The 18,601-nt window shown below is 46.4% G+C and carries 14 protein-coding genes; 12 read left to right on the plus strand and 2 right to left on the minus strand.

All coding sequences use genetic code 11. From position 1 onward, the window contains the following. The 10 genes from ppk1 to C5684_RS03100 all read left to right on the plus strand — a co-directional run. Nucleotides 1–1,626 (plus strand): polyphosphate kinase 1 (gene ppk1, locus C5684_RS03055; protein ID WP_104639383.1); only part of this gene is annotated, 1,626 nt, incomplete at its 5' end. Further along, a complete protein-coding gene (pyrD, locus tag C5684_RS03060; RefSeq protein ID WP_104638766.1) occupies nucleotides 1,619–2,659 on the plus strand; it encodes a dihydroorotate dehydrogenase (quinone) in 1,041 nt (346 codons plus the stop codon). The genes ppk1 and pyrD, both read left to right, overlap by 8 nt. Then, entirely contained in the window at nucleotides 2,652–4,007 is a 1,356-nt protein-coding gene (locus C5684_RS03065; protein ID WP_407645761.1) for a M16 family metallopeptidase, read from the plus strand. Before pyrD ends, C5684_RS03065 begins: the two co-directional genes overlap by 8 nt. A gap of 3 nt (nucleotides 4,008–4,010) precedes the next feature. Beyond that, the gene (gene dapA / locus C5684_RS03070; RefSeq protein ID WP_199764480.1) at nucleotides 4,011–4,895 is read left to right on the plus strand and encodes a 4-hydroxy-tetrahydrodipicolinate synthase; all 885 of its coding nucleotides are present in this window, start codon (nucleotides 4,011–4,013) and stop codon (nucleotides 4,893–4,895) included. A gap of 11 nt (nucleotides 4,896–4,906) precedes the next feature. Continuing rightward, nucleotides 4,907–5,677 (plus strand): enoyl-ACP reductase, encoded by a 771-nt coding sequence (locus C5684_RS03075; protein ID WP_193365370.1) that lies wholly within the window; start codon nucleotides 4,907–4,909, stop codon nucleotides 5,675–5,677. Nucleotides 5,678–5,695: 18 nt separating this feature from the next. Then, a complete protein-coding gene (locus C5684_RS03080; RefSeq protein WP_013889917.1) occupies nucleotides 5,696–6,316 on the plus strand; it encodes a hypothetical protein in 621 nt (206 codons plus the stop codon). A gap of 5 nt (nucleotides 6,317–6,321) precedes the next feature. Beyond that, nucleotides 6,322–6,891 carry a CDP-diacylglycerol--glycerol-3-phosphate 3-phosphatidyltransferase gene (gene pgsA, locus C5684_RS03085; protein ID WP_013889916.1) on the plus strand — a complete coding sequence of 190 codons (570 nt, stop codon included), beginning with the start codon at nucleotides 6,322–6,324 and terminating at the stop codon, nucleotides 6,889–6,891. Continuing rightward, nucleotides 6,888–7,928: an RIP metalloprotease RseP gene (gene rseP, locus C5684_RS03090; RefSeq protein ID WP_104639385.1), complete on the plus strand. Its 1,041-nt coding sequence runs from the start codon at nucleotides 6,888–6,890 to the stop codon at nucleotides 7,926–7,928. The genes pgsA and rseP overlap by 4 nt, the downstream gene beginning before the upstream one ends. 316 nt (nucleotides 7,929–8,244) lie before the next feature. Then, entirely contained in the window at nucleotides 8,245–10,158 is a 1,914-nt protein-coding gene (locus C5684_RS03095) for a methyl-accepting chemotaxis protein (RefSeq protein ID WP_104639406.1), read from the plus strand. 81 nt (nucleotides 10,159–10,239) lie between these two features. Then, the gene (locus C5684_RS03100) at nucleotides 10,240–11,688 is read left to right on the plus strand and encodes a glutamate decarboxylase (protein WP_104639386.1); all 1,449 of its coding nucleotides are present in this window, start codon (nucleotides 10,240–10,242) and stop codon (nucleotides 11,686–11,688) included. Nucleotides 11,689–11,712: 24 nt separating this feature from the next. Here C5684_RS03100 and C5684_RS03105 read toward each other — a convergent pair whose 3' ends face one another. Further along, complete coding sequence (locus C5684_RS03105) at nucleotides 11,713–13,626, minus strand: motility associated factor glycosyltransferase family protein (protein ID WP_104639407.1); 1,914 nt, start codon at nucleotides 13,624–13,626, stop codon at nucleotides 11,713–11,715. Nucleotides 13,627–13,650: 24 nt separating this feature from the next. Next, nucleotides 13,651–15,195 carry a flagellin B gene (locus tag C5684_RS03110; protein ID WP_104639387.1) on the minus strand — a complete coding sequence of 515 codons (1,545 nt, stop codon included), beginning with the start codon at nucleotides 15,193–15,195 and terminating at the stop codon, nucleotides 13,651–13,653. Nucleotides 15,196–15,330: 135 nt separating this feature from the next. Here C5684_RS03110 and topA point away from each other — a divergent pair, with 135 nt between their 5' ends. Together topA and C5684_RS03120 are read left to right on the plus strand one after the other, a co-directional pair. Beyond that, a complete protein-coding gene (gene topA / locus C5684_RS03115) occupies nucleotides 15,331–17,637 on the plus strand; it encodes a type I DNA topoisomerase (RefSeq protein WP_013889909.1) in 2,307 nt (768 codons plus the stop codon). Beyond that, complete coding sequence (locus C5684_RS03120) at nucleotides 17,630–18,550, plus strand: radical SAM protein (protein ID WP_104639388.1); 921 nt, start codon at nucleotides 17,630–17,632, stop codon at nucleotides 18,548–18,550. Before topA ends, C5684_RS03120 begins: the two co-directional genes overlap by 8 nt. The last annotated feature ends 51 nt before the right edge of the window (nucleotides 18,551–18,601 follow it).

The following is an 18,601-nucleotide window of genomic DNA, read 5'->3' on the forward strand; positions in this document are numbered from 1 at the left end:
GTTGTTGTCCCCATCATTTTAGACCCCGCCCGCCCCTTCCCTCTTTTGAGCAATTTGAGTTTTGGGCTCATTTTGGGCTTGCAACATACCAGCTATGCCCATAAAGCCTATGGGATCATCAAAATCCCCGCGCTTTTAAAACGCTTTATCCCCGTAGAAAAGGGCGTTTTTGTGCCGGTGGAACAGGTGGTCAAGCAATTTGCCCCCTTGCTCTTTGAAAAACACAGCGTTTTAGAGAGCATGGTTTTCCGTGTTACATGCGATGCGGACATGGAGATTATCGAGGATGAGGGGCATGACTTGGCTGAGCTCATCAGCGAGGGTTTGCGCACACGGGATCGGGGCGATGTGGTGCGTTTGGAGGTGAGCGAGGGCAATGCCGATTTGCTGGAGTTTATCGAGCATAAGATGTTTGGGGTTACAGAGGATATTTATAAAAGCGATATTTTGCTCAATTTGGGTTCTTTGTGGGAGTTGGTCAATCTTAGAGGCTATGATGCGCTCAAATCCCCCACTTTTTACCCCAAAATCCTAGCCCCGCTGAGTGGGATGGATTTGCTCACAGACAACGCCGCCATCTTTGAGTTGCTGGACAAGCAAGATGTTTTTTTATTCCACCCTTATGAGAGTTTTGACCCCATCGTGCATTTTATTGAAAACGCCTCTAGGGATAAAGATGTCGTGGCGATCCGCATGACTTTGTATCGAGTGGGCAAAAAGTCGCCCATTGTCAAAGCCCTAACAGAGGCTGCCCACACCAAACAAATTAGCGTGTTGGTCGAACTCAAAGCCCGCTTTGATGAGGAAAATAATTTGCACTGGGCACAAGCCCTAGAAAATGCCGGAGCGCATGTGATCTATGGTGTGCCTAGACTCAAGGTGCATGCCAAATTAGCCATTGTGGTGCGCGCTATGGGGACACAGCTTAAAGAATATGTGCATTTGAGCACGGGCAATTACAACACCGCCTCAGCAAAGGTCTATACCGATTTGAGCCTGCTCACCTCCAACAAACAAATTGCCTATGATATTTTAAAGCTTTTCCACTCCTTGAGCACGGGCGTGGCGGCTGAAATCGGGCTTAAAACCCTCTACATGGCACCCATGCAGATCAAGCCCAAAATCATGGCGATGATCGCTGAGGAAATGCGTTTCAAACAAAGGGGGCGCATCATTTTTAAGGCTAATGCCCTAGTCGATCCCACCATCATTAAGTGCTTGTATGAAGCCTCATGTGCGGGGGTTAAAATCGATCTCATCATTCGGGGGATTTGTTGCCTACGCCCACAGGTTAAAGGTTTGAGTGAAAATATCCGTGTTTTCTCCATTGTGGGTAAGTATTTAGAGCATGCTAGGATCTATTATTTTGCCCACGATCGGGCTAAGGTGTATTTTTCCAGTGCGGATATGATGCCCAGAAACCTAGAAAAGCGGGTCGAATTGCTCGTGCCCGCCACTTCTAAGGCGATCCAACAGAAACTGATGCGAATCTTGCACATCCAGCTTAAAGACAATGTCAAAGCCTATGAACTCAACCCCGATGGGTCTTATAGCAAAATGCCCAGTGTGGGCGAGTCTTTTAACGCCCAAGCCTTTTATGAGCAAGAAGTAGAAGAGCATGTTTAACTACCCCTCACTTAAAAAGGCACTTTTTTGCCTAGAACCCGAGCGCGCACACGCCCTAGCCACCCAAGCCTTACGCCTCTTGGGGGCATGCCCTTGGCTTTTAAAGCGTTTTGAAAGCCCCTTGTTAGAAACTAACTTTTTGGGCTTAAAACTGCCCAACCCCATCGGTTTAGCAGCTGGTTTTGATAAAGACGCGCGCATGCTAGCAGGTTTAGATGTGTTGGGCTTTGGGGGTATTGAGGTGGGCAGTATTACCCCAAAGGGGCAATTTGGCAACCCCAAGCCCAGACTTTTTAGATTTGCTAAACAAGAGAGTTTGCAAAATGCGATGGGTTTTAACAACCAAGGCATTATGCCCCTTGTATCCCGTTTGGAACGCATTAAGCCCTTAAAAAGTATCGTGGGGATCAATTTGGGCAAGAATAAAAACACACCCCTAGAGCGCGCCCTAGAGGATTACCAACAAGGCTTGCAAGCCAGTTTGGGCGTGGGGGATTACTATGTGTTCAATCTCTCCTCGCCCAACACCAAAAACTTAAGGGATTTGCAAAATGAAAGCTTTGTGGGCGAACTTTTTAGCATGGCAAAAGAGCACACCCACAAGCCCTTATTTTTAAAAGTTGCCCCTGATATGCCCCTAGATGCGCTTTTAGCGATCTGCCAAATTGCCCTAGACAAGGGCGCGCATGGGATCATCGCCACCAACACCACCACCGATTACAGCCTATTACCCGGGGCTAAAAACTTTGGGGGGATTAGCGGGCGTGTTTTAGAGGCCAAGGCTAGAGTGGTGTTTAAAGAGATTGCTAAGGCGTTTTTTGGGCGCGCGATCTTGGTGTCTGTGGGGGGGATTAGTAATGCTGAGCAAGTCTATGAGCGGATCAAAATGGGGGCGCATTTTGTGCAAATCTTCAGTGCTTTTATTTATCAAGGACCGCTAATCTGTAGACAAATCAAGCAAGATATAGTAAAATTACTCCAAAGAGATGGTTTGCGCTCTATTCAAGAAGCTATCGGGGTCGATCATGGGTAAGACAGAGAGATTGAAGATTTTTTTGGGGCAGATTTTAATCTTACTAGCAGGAGTTACCATGCAAGCAGAAGCAACACAAAAACAAGAGCACCACAATTATTTACCACCACACTACACCACAACTTTAGACAATGGCTTGCAAGTCGTGGCAGTGCCCCTGAAAAATAAAAGCGGGGTGATTGAGGTGAATGTCCTTTACAAAGTGGGCTCACGCAATGAAAGAATGGGCAAGAGTGGAATCGCCCACATGCTGGAGCACATGAATTTTAAAAGCACCAAGCATTTAAAAGAGGGCGAGTTTGATGCCATTGTGAAGGGTTTTGGAGGGGTGAGTAATGCTTCTACTAGCTTTGATTACACCCGCTACTTCATTAAAGCCAGCAATGAGAATTTAGAAAAATCTTTGGAATTGTTTGCTGAAATGATGGGTTCTTTGCAACTTAAAGAAGATGAGTTTTTGCCCGAAAGGCAGGTTGTGGCAGAGGAGAGATTATGGCGCACGGACAATTCCCCACTAGGCTATCTCTACTTCCGCTTTTTTAATACCGCCTTTGTCTACCACCCCTACCATTGGACACCCATTGGCTTTATGGAGGATATTAAAAACTGGAATATTGAGGACATTCGGGCGTTTCATTCTCTGTATTACCAGCCCAAGAATGCGATTTTGCTCGTGGTGGGGGATTTAGACTATAAACAAGTTTTTGATCAAGCTAAAAAATATTTTGGTCCCATCAAAAATAAGACCACGACCACCATCCCCAAAGTCTACACCCAAGAGCCCATCCAAAATGGTTTGCGTGAGACCGTGATCCACAAAAAAGATTTGTCTTTAGAGTGGATCGCCCTTGGCTGGAAAGTCCCGCCCTTTTTACACAAAGATCAGGTCGCTTTAAACGCATTGGCTAAGTTACTCAGCGAGGGGGATAGCAGTTTGTTAAAAAAAGACTTGGTGGATCAAAAACGCCTAGCCTCTCAGGTGTTTGCCCAAAATATGGAACTTAAAGATGCCAGCGTGTTTTTATTTGTGGCGGGGGCTAACCAGCATGTGGAAGCCTCCCAAATCCGCAAAGAAATCTTAGCCATTATCGACAACATCAAAAAAGGGGGCATCACCCAACAACAGCTAGACAAGGTCAAGGTGAATAACCGCGCGGATTTTATCGCTAGCTTGGAGGATTCCTCGGATGTGGCTGAAATGTTTGCCGAATACTTGACACAAGGAGACATCAAGGACATGGCGCAATACCAAGAGGAGTTCAACGCCCTAGAGATCAAAGACATTGTGCGCGTGGCTAATGAATATTTTCGCGATGAAGCTTACAGCGTTGTTACACTCAAACCCTAAGAAGTGCCCATGCATGCCCTCAGTGCCCTAATCACACCCTTTAAAGAAAATTTGGAGGTCGATGAGAGTGCCTATGCCTCATTGATTGAGCGCCAAATTAGGCTAGGCATGGATGCTTGCGTGCCTACTGGCACCACAGGCGAATCAGCCACGCTCACCCACCAAGAGCACATGCGTTGCATTGAGATCGCCCTAGAGGTGTGCAAACCCAAGGGCGTTAAGGTCTTAGCGGGCGTGGGGAGCAATGCCACCAGCGAGTCGATCATGCTTGCCAAGTTTGCCCAAAAATGCGGGGCTGATGGGGTTTTATGCGTGAGTCCCTATTATAACCGCCCCACTCAAGAGGGGCTTTACCAACATTACAAGAGTATCGCCCAATCTGTGGAAATTCCGTTGATTCTCTATGATGTGCCCGGGCGCACGGGCGTGCAAATCGAGGTTTCTACTGCGGTGCGTTTGTTCCAAGATGTGGAGAATATCATCGGGATCAAAGAGGCTTCCGGGCAAATGCAAAGACTGGTGGATTTAGCACACTTTGCCCCGGCTATGCAAATTTACAGCGGTGAGGATAAACTCAATCATGCTATTATGGCTTATGGTGGGGTGGGGGTGATCTCGGTTACGGGGAACTTGCTCCCGGATAAAATTGCTAGCATGGTGCAGGCGTGCTTAAAAAAGGATTGGGATACCTCCAAGAGGATTCAGAACGGACTCTATGAGATCAACACGGCTCTTTTTTGTGAAACTAATCCGATTCCGGTTAAAGCTTTGATGCACATGGCGGGCTTGATCCAAAACTTGACTTATCGACTCCCGCTAGTAGCACCCAGTGCTACGCACATGCAGTATTTAGAAACCATTTTAGAGAAGTATGAGGTATTGAAATGAATGAGATGGGCATGCGGGGTAAAACCCTAGTGGTGAGTGGAGCGACTCGGGGCATTGGCAAGGCGATTTTATACCGCTTTGCCCAAAATGGCGTGAATGTGGCTTTCACCTACAACAAGAACCAAGAGGAAGCCCAGCGGATCGCCACCGAAGTGCAAGAGCTCTACAAAATCAAAGCCAAACCCTATCATTTGGATATTTTAGAGCCCGAGCAATATGTGGAGCTTTTCAAGCAAATTGACACCGACTTTGAACGGGTGGATTTTTTCGTGTCCAATGCGATCATCTATGGGCGATCTGTGGTGGGTGGGTTTGCTCCCTTTATGCGTCTTAAACCTAAGGGTCTAAACAACATCTACACCGCCACGGTGCTAGCCTTTGTGGTGGGCGCACAAGAGGCAGCCAAACGCATGAAACTTGTGGGTGGGGGCGCGATTGTGTCCTTGAGTTCTACAGGCAACCTAGTTTATATGCCCAATTACGCTGGGCATGGCAACTCTAAAAATGCGGTTGAAACGATGGTCAAATACGCCGCAGTGGATTTAGGCGAGTTTGGGATTCGCGTCAATGCCGTGAGTGGGGGACCTATTGACACCGATGCGCTCAAAGCCTTCCCCGATTACGCTGAGATTAAGCAAAAAGTTGAGGAACAATCCCCCTTAAAACGCATGGGCAACCCCACCGACCTAGCCGGGGCAGTCTATTTCCTATGCGATCCAGCCCAGAGCGCATGGCTAACCGGGCAAACCATCGTGGTTGATGGTGGCACGACTTTTAAATAAGATTCCCCTGCTTTTGCCATGACCATCCATATCCAAGAGAATAAGGATTTGCAGACTGCCCGCAGGACAATCTTAGTTGCCCATGTTCTATTAGCTCTCACCACCTTAGGGGCGTTCTTTGGTTTGGGTGCGTGGTTGCAAAAAAGCGGGGGGCATGCAGAACGCTTGAGCGGGTTTTTTACCTCCCCTCTGATGGGTGTGTTGTTGCTTTGTATGTTGGCGGTGTTTGTGTTCCAAGTTATGGGTTATTATAAACTAGCCAAAGTGAGCCGTAATTTATTGATCTTCCGCTGTATCGCCTTCCCCTACATTGCCGATGCGATTCTCTCCTTGTTAGCCCTAATGCTTTTCCCCAAAGCCAGCTTGGATCAAATGCTCCATGTCAAATCCATCACTTTTCTTTTATACCTCTACTACAGCTACCGCCTCTTTGATGAATTGAGCCGTGTAACCCAAGATCGCGCCTTTAAACGGGGCGTGTTACTCATCGGGGGGGCTTTGGGGTTGTTATTCCTCCTAGCCAATTTGGGACCCGCTCTTGTTGCCAATTGGGGTATTTTGCTTGTTGTGAGTATGGTGGTTGGTTGGGGCATGATCTTTTTGGGTTTTGTTAGACTCAAACAAATTTCCACACCTTAAAAACCATGTTAGGCAAATGTATCCGACACATCCCTAATATCCTCACCCTTTTACGCATTGTTTTGGCTATCTTTTTGCTTTTTTTTATTGTGCATGCCCCTCATTTTTTTAAAGTGTCCCAGACAACTTTGAATTCCATGGCGACCTTGATTTTTTTACTCGCTGCGCTTACAGATTTTTTAGATGGCTACATTGCCCGCAATTACCAGCTCAAAACCCTTTTTGGCGAAATCTTTGACCCCCTAGCCGATAAGATTTTGATCCTAGCCGCTTTCTTAGGTTTGCTCTATTGGAACCGCATTAACCCATGGGTGCCCTTTGTGATTTTGGGGCGCGAATTTTTCATCGCTGGTTTGCGTGTTTCTGTCTCCAATATGGGTAAGCACATTGCCGTGAGTCGCTTAGGCAAGTACAAAACATTTTTACAAATCTGTGCGATCAGCTCTTTGCTAGCCGATTGGCACATAGATGGCGTGGTGGTGGGGCATTATTTGGTCGCCCTAGCGGTGTTTGCAACCCTCTATTCCGGCATGGATTATGTAATCAAATATTACCAAATGGTGCGGGATTCATGAGTTTATTATTTTCTTTGGTGGCTCTGGGTTTTTTGATTTTTTTCCATGAATTGGGGCATTTTTTGGTGGCGCGCGCATGTGGGGTGCATGTGGAGGTCTTTAGCATTGGCTTTGGGCGCAAGATTTGGGCTAAAACACATGGCAAAACCCAATACGCCCTCTCACTCATTCCCTTGGGGGGGTATGTCAAACTCAAAGGGCAGGACTTTGAAAACCCCTCTTTAGAACTAGATAGCTATGCCTCTAAAAACCCTCTCCAAAAAATCGCTATTTTGATGGCAGGACCCCTCTTTAATCTCTTGTTGGCTTTTGGGATTTACTCAGGCTTAAATTTAATCGGGCAAAAGAGTCTAGCCCCCATCGTGGGATCTGTCATGCCCAATATGCCCGCTATGCAAGCTGGATTGCAAGCCCAAGATCACATCTTAGCCATCAATGACAACCCCATTGTTGATTGGCAAACCCTCACAAAGGCTATCCAAAAATCCCAAGGCACTTTGCAAGTAACCCTGAAACGGGGCGCACAAACCCTAACCCTCCCCATCACACCCACCACTCAAGAGCGCACCAATATTTTCCATGAACGCATTTTAACAAAAGCCATTGGGATCGCCCCCGCTCAAGCCTTTGTGGTGTTGCACTATGGTGTGCTAGAGGCTTTTAAGCACGCTGGGGCGCAGTTAGTGGGCATGGTAAGCCTTGTGCTCCAAGGCTTAGAAAAATTAATTGTGGGCGTGGTGGGTGTCTCAGAGCTTAGCTCTGTGGTGGGTATTGTGGATTTTATGGCACAACAAAGCGATTTAAGCATTTTGTTTTTGAGTGTGGCTTTTATTTCAATTAACTTAGGTATCCTCAATCTTTTACCCATCCCCATGCTCGATGGCGGGCAGATTTTATTTGTTCTCTATGAAAGTTTAGCACGCAAAAAGATCAGTCTTAAGAGTATCCAAACCCTCAATATATTCGGTCTAGGGATTTTAATCGCTCTCATGGCTATTGGACTTTTTAATGATCTGACTAGACTTTTGCACGCCTAAAAAGTCTCCCATGCCAATTCAAATACTCCAAACCCCAAAAAGCACATTGGTGAGTCGCATATAATCCCCTTTGATACAAATAGAAAAAACCTAGAGACAAAATGTTGGTAGAATTGTGCCAACATATTAAACCTTGTTTGGGTGAAATATGCTAGAATTTTCAAAGAATGTTGGGTGATATAGACGGGGTTGCTAAGGGGATTGTCAATAACAAGCATCTTTTCGGGAGTCTTTGTTGGGTCCGTTTAATGGTTTGAAGTTACAAAGCAAGATCATATTGATCATTTCTATCCCGATGATAGCCCTATTGTCCTTTATGTTGTGGCAGTTATATGACACTTATGGCTCTTTGGCGCGTAATAAGGACTTGGCACGCCAAGTTGAGGTGTCCAAATACCTCTCTGCGCTCGTACATGAAATGCAAAAAGAACGCGGGATGAGCGCGGGTTTCCTCTCTAGTGGTGGCGTGCAATTTGCTAAGGAACTCCAAGAGCAAAGGCGATACACCGATACGCGCTTAGAGCAACTTAAAAAGTTCCTCAATTCCGCTTCGGGTTTGGATGTTGCATATATGCAGACCTTGCAAAAAGAGTTGCATTTTTTAGACAAATTGCCCCAAGTCCGCAATGCGATGGAATCTGAGAACAAAAAGGCACTTGTGGATAGCACGATCGCCTACTTCACGCAAAGCATCGATCTTTTTTTAGATAGCGTGCTAGAATCCATCAACATCATCCACAACCCCCGCATTGCGGATAAAATGATGGGCTATATCAGCTTTCTGTATGCTAAAGAGATGTCTGGGCTAGAGAGGGCTACAGCCAATCGAATCTTCATTGCCAATGCCCCAGCCGATCCCAATTATGCTAAATTCATCGCCCTAGTGGCACAACAAGAGGTTTTTACAAAATATTTTCTCTCCTTTGGGGATGCTAAAAGTGTGGCGTTTTTTAACCAAGTCTCAGAGGATTCAAGCTTTAAAGATGTGGAGGCGATGCGCCAAACACTGATTCAAAAATATCTTGAGGGCCATTTTGGCATCAAGCCCACAATCTGGTTTGCAACCATCACCAAAAAAATCAATTTGCTCAAACAAGTCGAGGATACAATCAGCACCAACATCACAAATCTCACTGAGGCAGAGATTGGCAAGAACACCCATTATTTTGTATTCTTGGTAATCTGTGAAGTGTTGCTCATCATTGTTACGACAATTTTATCCCTCTTAGTGGTGCGCAATATTTTTAAGAGATTGCAAAAGATCAACAAGGCATTACAACACATTGTGGATCATAAAACTTTCACCGATAAGATCAGCATTGCTACCCATGATGAAATAGGTTTGATGACCAAATCGGTGAATGTCTTCATTGAATACATGCGCAACACCTTGCAAAAAATCTTTAAGGAAGTGCAGAACAACACGGCGATCTCCAAGTCTTTAAGCGCCATTTCTACGGATTTAAACTCCAATTCCAAGCAGATCGAACAAATTAGCCATAGCAACACGGATTTAAGCCACTCTAGCCGTCAAATCCTCGATGAGAGCATGGCGGTGTCCCTTTCTACCCGAGAGCTTTTAGAGGGCGTGCTCAAAAATGTGTCTGAGACTAAGGCAGCGGTGGGCGTGATTGATGAGCATGTCCAACGTAATAAAGCCAATGAAGAAAATGATGCCCTAGAGATGCAATCTTTATCCACAGAGGCACAGAATATCCAAAGTGTGCTGGATGCCATCACCGAGATTGCCGATCAAACTAATTTATTAGCCCTCAATGCCGCCATAGAAGCCGCACGCGCGGGCGAGCACGGGCGGGGCTTTGCGGTGGTGGCTGATGAGGTCCGCAAATTAGCCGAGAGGACTCAGGGCAATATTACAGAGAGTGAAGCCATTATCAAGCACATTTTAAAATCCATTGCCAAGATGAACCAAGAGAGAAAGGACAATCTGCAATTAATGCAGGTTCTAGCCCAACACTCAAGCCAAATGCAAAACCACATGAACCATCTTTCTAGCGTGATTGTGAGCGCGGTGGATCAATCTTTGATCAATCTTAATAATATCCACAAAATCAATGCGCACACCACAAGTGTTCTTGAAAATGGAGAGAAGATCGCCGCCTGTGTGCAGGATTTATTAAAGATCAACGATTCGATGCAAAAATCCTCTAACGAACTCAACCAGCAAACCCTCGATCTCAATGACTTTTTAAGCGTGTTTAAGGTTTAAAAACCAAAAACGGCTATTATCAATCAGGCTTGGAAAAAGCTCCCAGTTTAAAATATACCTAAAGAAAATAGGAGACTTCTCATGTTACACAAAAAAAGCCACATCGAAAGAGATGAGGAAAAATTCGTTTTCAAAGCGGACACTTCTTCCACACCCATTTTTGGCAGCGCGGAGAGCGATGTTTTATTGCCCCGCGAAAAGATAGGGCAAAAGATGATGGACCCACGCATCGCTTATCAGTTGGTCTCTGATGAGATGATGCATGATGGCAACCCGCGCTACAATCTTTGCACCTTTGTGCAAACCTACATGGAGGAGGAAGCTAGAAAAATCATGCTCGATTCCATGGCGACTAATGCCATTGATAAATCCGAATACCCGCAAACCACCGAGATTGAAAAACGATGTGTGAATATCATCGCCAATCTTTGGAATGCCAACCCTACAGAGGATTATTTGGGCACTTCCACGGTGGGCTCCTCAGAAGCCTGTATGCTAGGCGGGATGGCGATGAAATTTAGATGGCGCAAACGCGCACAAGCTCTAGGCATCGACACCAACGCCAAAAAACCCAATCTCATTGTCAGCTCAGGCTACCAAGTGGTGTGGGAAAAGTTCTGCGTTTATTGGGATGTGGAATTACGCGAAGTGCCCTTAAGCGATTGGCACGATCTGACTTTGAATGCACAAAAAGCCATTGATCTTTGTGATGATTATACGATTGGGATCGTGCCCATTATGGGAATCACTTATACGGGAGCGTTTGATGACATCGTAACCTTAGATAAGCTATTAAGCCAATACAACCGGCAGGCTAAAATCAGCGTGTCCATCCATGTTGATGCCGCCTCTGGTGGGCTGTATCTGCCCTTTATGGAGCCGAATCTAGCGTGGGATTTTCGCCTTAAAAATGTCGTCTCTATCTCCACTTCTGGACATAAATATGGTTTGATTTATCCGGGGATTGGTTGGGTGATGTGGCGCGATAAGCAATTCTTGCCCGATGAATTGATCTTTAAGGTGGCGTATCTAGGAGATTTTGAGCCCACTTTTCAAATCAATTTTTCCCGATCTGGCTCGCAAATTTGGGCGCAGTATTATTGCTTTGTGCGTTGGGGCTTTGAGGGTTATAGAGCCGTGCATGCAAAAACCCGCGATGTAGGGCTTTTCTTGGCAAGGGGCATTAAAGCCTTGGGGCTTTTTGAGATGATCAATGAGGGTGAAAATATCCCTATTATTTGCTGGGCGATGAATGCACAAGCGCAACAAGAAAAACAATGGGATCTTTACGATTTAGCCGATCGTCTGCGTTTTAATGGCTGGCAGGTGCCCGCTTATCCGCTCCCTGCCAACTTCCAAAATGTCTCCGTGATGCGCATTGTCGTGCGCGCCGATCAGAGCATGGAACAAATGTCCTTGTTTTTAAAAGACCTCAAGCAAGCGATCAAGGAGCTAGATACCGCCAAACTAGGAAAGCATAAGCGACTCTCAGAAGAGAATGAGATTGTGCCAATGGGGTATACGCATTAGGGCTTGGGGATCCCAAACAATGTGCTAATCTTCTCCCCAAGTTTGCAAGGCTTGTTCAATGACTTCCATCACGCAAGTGATCCCCCCAGCAAGACTAAAGAGCCAATACTTGTGGGCGTAAATCCATTCTAATTGTTTGGCTTTGAGCGCATCTTGGTTAAAAGTGGCTTTGCTCACAATCTTGGCGATGTCTAATTCTTGGTGGAAAATATAGGACTGAATCGCATCATTAAAACAATAACTAAATTTGATCTCCTCAAATAAAGTCTTGATCGAGTCGATCTGCGTGCTCAATTCCTCTAATCTTTTGAGCTCCAAGCGTTCTAGCTGTTTTTGGGCATTCAAGGCTTCAATCTCCTCTAAAAACCCCGCCACTTCTAAAAACAAGCCCTCAATCTTTTCCTTGCACTCTTTGGAATAAGCGATGATGTCTTGGCAGGTTTTCTTAGCACTGGCTAAAAAATGCGCGCTTTGCTTGGGTGTGGGGGGTGTGAGTTTGAGGGGTGTTTTGGGCGTTAAGGCGGGTAGGTCGTTGCGGATCATTTCACAACATTCTACAAAGGGGAGTTCTAAAGTGCCTTGTATGCGCGCCCCGCCCTCTGTGGCGTTGATCACCTCCAAATCATAGGGCGTGTGGTAAATGTCCTTTTCAAAAAAATCTAAAAAGAGTTTCCAAATCCGTGTGCTCTCCACCTGCCCCTCCCCCCCATAGCCCTCAATGAAAATCTTTTCCCCCTCTTGCTTGGGGGCAATCTCATCAGCCCCATATAAAGCCCCTTGTGCGTGGCTATCCCCACTGGGCGCAAAGCTCAAATCTTGACCGATAAAAATGCAACGGGCAAAGCGGGCATGCACAATGAGTTCATAAGCCATATTCGCCGCACTCATACCAATACCCAAATAACCATATTCATGCAAGCCAAAAACACTGGTGTAGCCAAAGGGGCGTAAGCTAAATTGTAGCACGCCATGCCTAATCGCCTCACGCAAACGGGCATGCACAATGGAGGTGATCGCAAAGATCACGCCCTCTTGGGCAAGTTTGGGGGTGTCCTCATAGAATTTAGCCGTAGCTTCCACGCGCTCTAAAGAAAGCACAATGTCGGGCTTAATTCCATAAGCATATAAAATAGGAAAAGAGGCATCGATGCAAAAAAGGGTGGCATAGGGGGCGATTTGCTTTAAAAGGGGTAATTGCTTATTAAGACTAGGTCCAGTAGAGACAATAATGGCGGTGTTATAAAGGGCGTTGCGCTTTTTGAGGGCATCAACCAAGTTTAAAAGCGTGGGGGTTTGCACCAAATAGGGGAGGTTTTGGACATGGTGTTTGATCCCCATGATGGCATCTCTGGCATCATTGCCCACGCTGATAACGGCATTTTCAATCGCCTTGATCAAATCTTGATTGATTTGCTGGATTTGCTCGTGGTAGCGATCGTAGTAATGGTTAAAAATGATGAGCTCATAGACTTTGGCATAGATGCGCGCCTTTTTGTCTGTGTCAAAAAGAGAGGAGAGCATTTGATAAGAACACGCACTGGCTAGCAAAAAGATCAGCCGATCGCTTTGGATTTCCTCGCTAAAATCTAACAAGTTAAAGACAATGAATAAAATTTCAACTTCAGGCTCGATCACCACGATTCGCTGGATTTGGGAATGCCCTAAGAGCAAGCGATAGAGCATGCCATTCCCCGCACCATAAAAATACAAATAGGGCGTGTAAATATAGGGGCTTAATTCCTTCAAGCGTTGGAGATTTTCCTCTAGGGGTTTGTGGTGGAAAAGAGGGGTGTTGGTGGTGATGTCAATGATGTTGAAGTCGTCCTTTTGCATGAAGACTTCATATTTGAGATTGCTTTTAACTTGGGAGAGTTGCAGGGCTAATAAGGGGTCCTTAGTGGCCAACACGGCTAAATTCTTTTCATAGATGTCGTGCATTAAGCAACAAAGCCCCAATTCCCCCTACTGCAAGAGTCGCAAGACATTTTGCTGGACCGCATTGGCTTGTGCCATCGCAAAGCTCCCACTCTGTGCCAAGATGTTGTATTTAGAGAAGCTCGCACTCTCTTGGGCAAAATCCACATCTCTAATTTGCGATTCGGCCGCCTTCACATTCACCTGCGTTACAGAGATGTTGTTGATGGTGGTTACTAACTCCATCTGCACAGAACCTAGATCGGAGCGGATTTTATCTAGCTGGACACGCGCACTCTCTGCCATATCCATCACCACCATCGCCCCTCTAAGGCTGGTTACCCCCGCCCCAATACCCTTAAAGTTGAGTCCTGCTTGCGTGGCATTGGCATTGCCCCCGCTGGCACTAGCGACATTGGCATCAAATACGCCTCTGACTGAACGCAAATTCACCGTGTATTCAGCCACCCCTTGTGAGGAGTGCAAGCCAATATGGCTATAGTTGATCCCGCTCACGGTGATGTCGCGTGCATCTTGCTTGACAAAAGTCAAACGCCCTACGATTGCATGGCTTTTACCTGAGACACCGACAAAGTTACCGCCCCCAAGCACAGCCCCGCTTTTCCCATCCGCATGCACAGAGATCGCACGCCCATCGGTGCTTTTTAAATTCAAACGCCCAGAGATGTCAATATAAGCCTCTACGCCCGTGCGTTCCCTAACCGAGTTGATCGCATTAATGAGCCGCCCATCGCGGTCGTTGCGTTTGACATCATTGATGTTCCCGATCAAAACACCATTGATAGTCAATCCATTGATGGTGCCTGATTGCACGGGCTTACCCCCAGTCCCCATAACCGTCGCTGTGGCGCGTAAGCCTAAGGTGTTGGAATTTTTATTGATCACCTCCACTAACGCCCCTAAGCCCGTGCCCGCACTGGTGGAAATCTTAACCGATTCCAATTTAAAATCATTGACTGAGTTGGCTAGCTTGAAGTTGAGCGTAACTTCTTTTAAGTTATTCGCCCCCGCACTCACTTGCATACCCGCACGATCCATTCCAGAGGTCTCAAAGCGCACATGCCCGATCTTGTCTGTTCCTGTAGGGCCTATGGATGCTTTGATGGTGGTGTTAGAATAAGCGCCTATTTGGAACTCTTTATTAGAGAAACTACCCGCCAACAACTGCTGTCCGTTAAAGCTCGTGGTGTTGGCGATATTGTCTAGCTCTTCTAAAAGCCGTAAAATATCGCTCTGCAAAGCTCTTCTGGTCTCTGCAGTCTGCCCATCTTGAGCGGCTTGCACGGCTTTTGTTTTCACCGTGTCTAGGATTTTGATTTGCTCATCCATCGCCTTATCCGCAGTTTGGACGATCCCGATCGCATCGTTGGCATTTTTGATTGCCTGCCCTAAACTTGCGCTTTGGCTTCTCAAACTATCTGCAATTGCCATCCCTGAAGCATCATCAGCGGCTTTATTGATTCGCAACCCTGAGCTTAATTTTTCTAAAGAGCTAGCAAGGTCCCGATTGTTACGCACGCCGATTGTGTGTGCGTTTAAAGCCGCAACATTGGTATTGATCCGAAAACTCATCTTTGCATCCTTTGCTAATGTGATACCCACACAAAAGCAAGAGCTATTCCATGTTTTTAGACAATAACTTTGAAAAGTAACGCAACACCCACAAAAATAGTTTATAATGTTCTAAAAACCAAAACAGAGTGTGAGATGAAAGCCAACCCAAAAAAGCTTATCATTGTGGAATCGCCCACAAAAGCCAAGACCATTGCCAATTTTTTGGATCAAAATTACCAAGTCATTGCCTCTAAAGGGCATGTGCGGGATTTGAGTAAATACGCCATGGGGATTCGCATCCAAGAGGATAAGTTTATCCCCAAATACATTGTGGATAAAGACCATGAGGACATTGTGGAACAAATTTTAAGCCTCGCCAAGAGTGCTAGCCAAATTTACATCGCCACCGATGAGGATCGCGAGGGGGAAGCCATTGGTTACCACATTGCCTATCTTATCAAGGAAAACCAACGCACCTCACAGACAAAAAAGATGAGTGCTAATCAGATCTTGCAAGAAACCCTAGATTTGGAACAACAAACCAACCACGCCCCCTCCAGTAATCCCATTTTCCACTTCCCCCGCATTGTCTTCCATGAGATCACCAAATCCGCCATTTTGCATGCCCTCAAACACCCCAAGACCCTTGATGTCTATAAAATCAACGCCCAATTAGCGAGGCGTTTGCTCGATCGCATTGTGGGCTTTAGTTTGAGCTCTTTACTGGCTAGCAAAATTGCTAAGGGCATGAGTGCTGGGCGGGTGCAAAGTGCCGCGCTTAAAATCGTGGTGGATCGCGAAAGGGAGATTCAGGCTTTCAAGCCCTTAATTTATTATAACATTGAGGGCATCTTTGAGGGTTGCATTGAGGCAAGCTTGGAGAGTTACTTGGGGGAGAAAATCAAAAAACAAAGTCTTACAGATGCACCCGATGCGCTCAAAATGGTCGCACACCTGCGCGCCCAGACCTACCAAGTCCAAGAGATCACCCATAAAAATAAAACCAGCCCCTCCCCACCCCCCTTTATGACCTCCACCTTGCAACAAAGTGCCTCGACCCATCTAGGCTATGGTCCCTCTAAGACTATGGGTATCGCCCAAAGACTCTATGAGGGCGTGGCGACTCCTGAGGGGATGAGCGGGGTTATCACCTATATGCGTACTGATAGCCTGAATGTCGCCAAAGAAGCGATCAAGGCAGCCCGGGATTTTATTAGCACCACTTATGGCGCGCCCTATTTGCCTAATAAACCCAAAACCTACACCGCCAAAAACAAAGCCGCCCAAGAAGCCCATGAAGCCATCCGCCCGACCAATCTAAACTTCACACCCACCATCGCTAAGGATTATCTCAAGCCTGAGGAATACCGACTTTATACCTTGATCTATAACCGCTTTTTGGCTTCCCAAATGACCGATGCCCTCTTTGAAAACCAAACTCTGCGCTTAAGTTGTGCGGATGGCACTTTCAAAGCCAGCGGGCGCAAATTGATTTTTGATGGCTACCATCGGGTTTTAGGCGAGTGCGATCGCGATAAACTTTTACCTGCCCTGCAAAAAGATCAGAGTGTGCGTTTAGATAAGCTAGAGGCTAAAAAATGCTCCACAGAGCCCCCCACGCGTTATTCTGAGGCCTCTTTGATCAAGACCCTAGAGAGTTTGGGCATTGGGCGGCCCAGCACTTATGCGCCCACCATTGCCCTACTGGCTAATCGTTCCTATGTCAAGTTAGAAAATAAACAACTCGTGCCTACAGAAGATGCCTTTGTGGTGATTGGGATTTTAGAAAAACATTTTAGTGAGATTGTGGATGCGGCTTTTAGCGCAGGGCTAGAGGATAAATTAGATGCCATTGCTAGTAGCAAAGCCTCATGGCAACAAGTGCTCTTTGATTTTTACACCCCCTTTATGGACAAAATTGAGGCAGGAAAAGCCCAAATTGCCTCCCAAAAAAGCAGCGTGCCAACTGGGGAATTTTGCCCGGAGTGTGGTTTAGAATTGGTCCAACGCAAGGGCAGATTTGGGGAGTTTGTGGCATGCAGTGGGTATCCTAAATGCAAATTTGTCAAACCCCCCAGCGAGCAAACCCCAACCCCCCTAGAACCATGCGAGAAATGCGGGAAACCCATGGTGCTTAAAAAAGGCAGATTTGGGGAGTTTGTGGCATGCAGTGGGTATCCACAATGCAAAAATATCCGCTCCAAAGCCCCCCAGCTCAAAGAAGAAAAAGTGGCTGGTGTGTGCCCTGAGTGTGGCGGGCATGTTGTGGAAAAAAGAGGCAGGCGGGGGTTGTTCTATGGGTGTGCTAATTACCCCCAATGCCAATTCATTTCCAATTACCCGCCCAGCGATCAAAAATGCCCCGAGTGTGGGTATGTGCTGGTGTTTAAAGCCTATAAGAGGAAACCTAGCGTGTGGGCGTGCTTGAAGTGCGCTTTTACAAGGTTGGCTGATGTCTAAAGCCCCCCTTGTCTTTGGACCTCTGCGTTCGCGCCGCTTTGGCTGGTCGCTAGGGATTGATCTTTCAGGGGAGAGCAAGCAATGCAATTTTGATTGCATTTATTGCGAGCTGGTTAAAGCCAAGCCTCTTGAGCGCATGCACACCATTTTACCCTTAGAGAGCCTTATCCAAGCCGTGCAAGAGGCATTGGCAAATTGCCCCGTGCGTTTAGATGTGCTCACCACAACCGCCAATGGCGAACCCACCCTTTACCCCCATCTTTTAGAATTAATCCATGCCCTCAAGCCTCTAACCCCCCCACATACCCAAACCTTGATTTTGAGCAATGGATCGTTATTGGGCGATCCCCAAGTGCAAGAGGCGTTATGCCATTATGATATTGTCAAATTTTCCTTAGATGCCACCCTGCCTAAAGTGTTTAAAAAAGTCGATCAGCCCAGTAAAAATCTCTGTTTAGAGTCTATCCTAGAGGGCATTTTAGATTTTGCTACCCAGTATACAGGCATGCTAGTTGCTGAGGTGTTGGTGGTGCAAGGTGTCAATGATTCACCTAAACACATCCAAGCCTTGGTTGCGTTTTTACAGCAAGTTAAAAATCTTGCCCGTGTGGATTTAAGCACCATTGATCGCCCCCCCTCCCACAAAGTCAAACCCATTAGCCCCGCCCAATTACTCCAATTAGCCACCCACTTTGAAAACCTGCCCCTCAGTTTGCCAAGCCGCACCACACCCCCACAAATACCCCATCTGCATTTAACGCCCTCTGCTTTTTTAGAATTACTCAAACGCCGCCCCTTGAGTGTGGAAGAGTCGCTGCATTACATGCCCCAACACGCCCTAGATGATCTCTTAGCCTGCCATGCCATCATCTTAAGAAAGGTGGGTTTGGTGGATTTTTACTATGTGAGTTAAATTTCTATTTTAAGACTATGCTATAATCTCATTTTGATTTCAAATGAGGAG

Source organism: Helicobacter bizzozeronii, from assembly GCF_900196775.1.
Lineage (GTDB): Bacteria > Campylobacterota > Campylobacteria > Campylobacterales > Helicobacteraceae > Helicobacter > Helicobacter bizzozeronii.

What these genes read in the sequence shown, in the direction of transcription:
- C5684_RS03065 (WP_407645761.1), top strand. Translation starts at nt 2,652, where the DNA reads ATGGGTAAGACAGAGAGATTGAAGATTTTTTTGGGGCAGATTTTAATC.
- pyrD (WP_104638766.1), top strand. Translation starts at nt 1,619, where the DNA reads ATGTTTAACTACCCCTCACTTAAAAAGGCACTTTTTTGCCTAGAACCC.
- C5684_RS03120 (WP_104639388.1), top strand. Translation starts at nt 17,630, where the DNA reads ATGTCTAAAGCCCCCCTTGTCTTTGGACCTCTGCGTTCGCGCCGCTTT.
- rseP (WP_104639385.1), top strand. Translation starts at nt 6,888, where the DNA reads ATGAGTTTATTATTTTCTTTGGTGGCTCTGGGTTTTTTGATTTTTTTC.
- C5684_RS03075 (WP_193365370.1), top strand. Translation starts at nt 4,907, where the DNA reads ATGCGGGGTAAAACCCTAGTGGTGAGTGGAGCGACTCGGGGCATTGGC.
- topA (WP_013889909.1), top strand. Translation starts at nt 15,331, where the DNA reads ATGAAAGCCAACCCAAAAAAGCTTATCATTGTGGAATCGCCCACAAAA.
- C5684_RS03105 (WP_104639407.1), bottom strand. Translation starts at nt 13,626, where the DNA reads ATGCACGACATCTATGAAAAGAATTTAGCCGTGTTGGCCACTAAGGAC.
- C5684_RS03100 (WP_104639386.1), top strand. Translation starts at nt 10,240, where the DNA reads ATGTTACACAAAAAAAGCCACATCGAAAGAGATGAGGAAAAATTCGTT.
- C5684_RS03095 (WP_104639406.1), top strand. Translation starts at nt 8,245, where the DNA reads ATGTTGTGGCAGTTATATGACACTTATGGCTCTTTGGCGCGTAATAAG.
- C5684_RS03110 (WP_104639387.1), bottom strand. Translation starts at nt 15,195, where the DNA reads ATGAGTTTTCGGATCAATACCAATGTTGCGGCTTTAAACGCACACACA.
- C5684_RS03080 (WP_013889917.1), top strand. Translation starts at nt 5,696, where the DNA reads ATGACCATCCATATCCAAGAGAATAAGGATTTGCAGACTGCCCGCAGG.
- pgsA (WP_013889916.1), top strand. Translation starts at nt 6,322, where the DNA reads ATGTTAGGCAAATGTATCCGACACATCCCTAATATCCTCACCCTTTTA.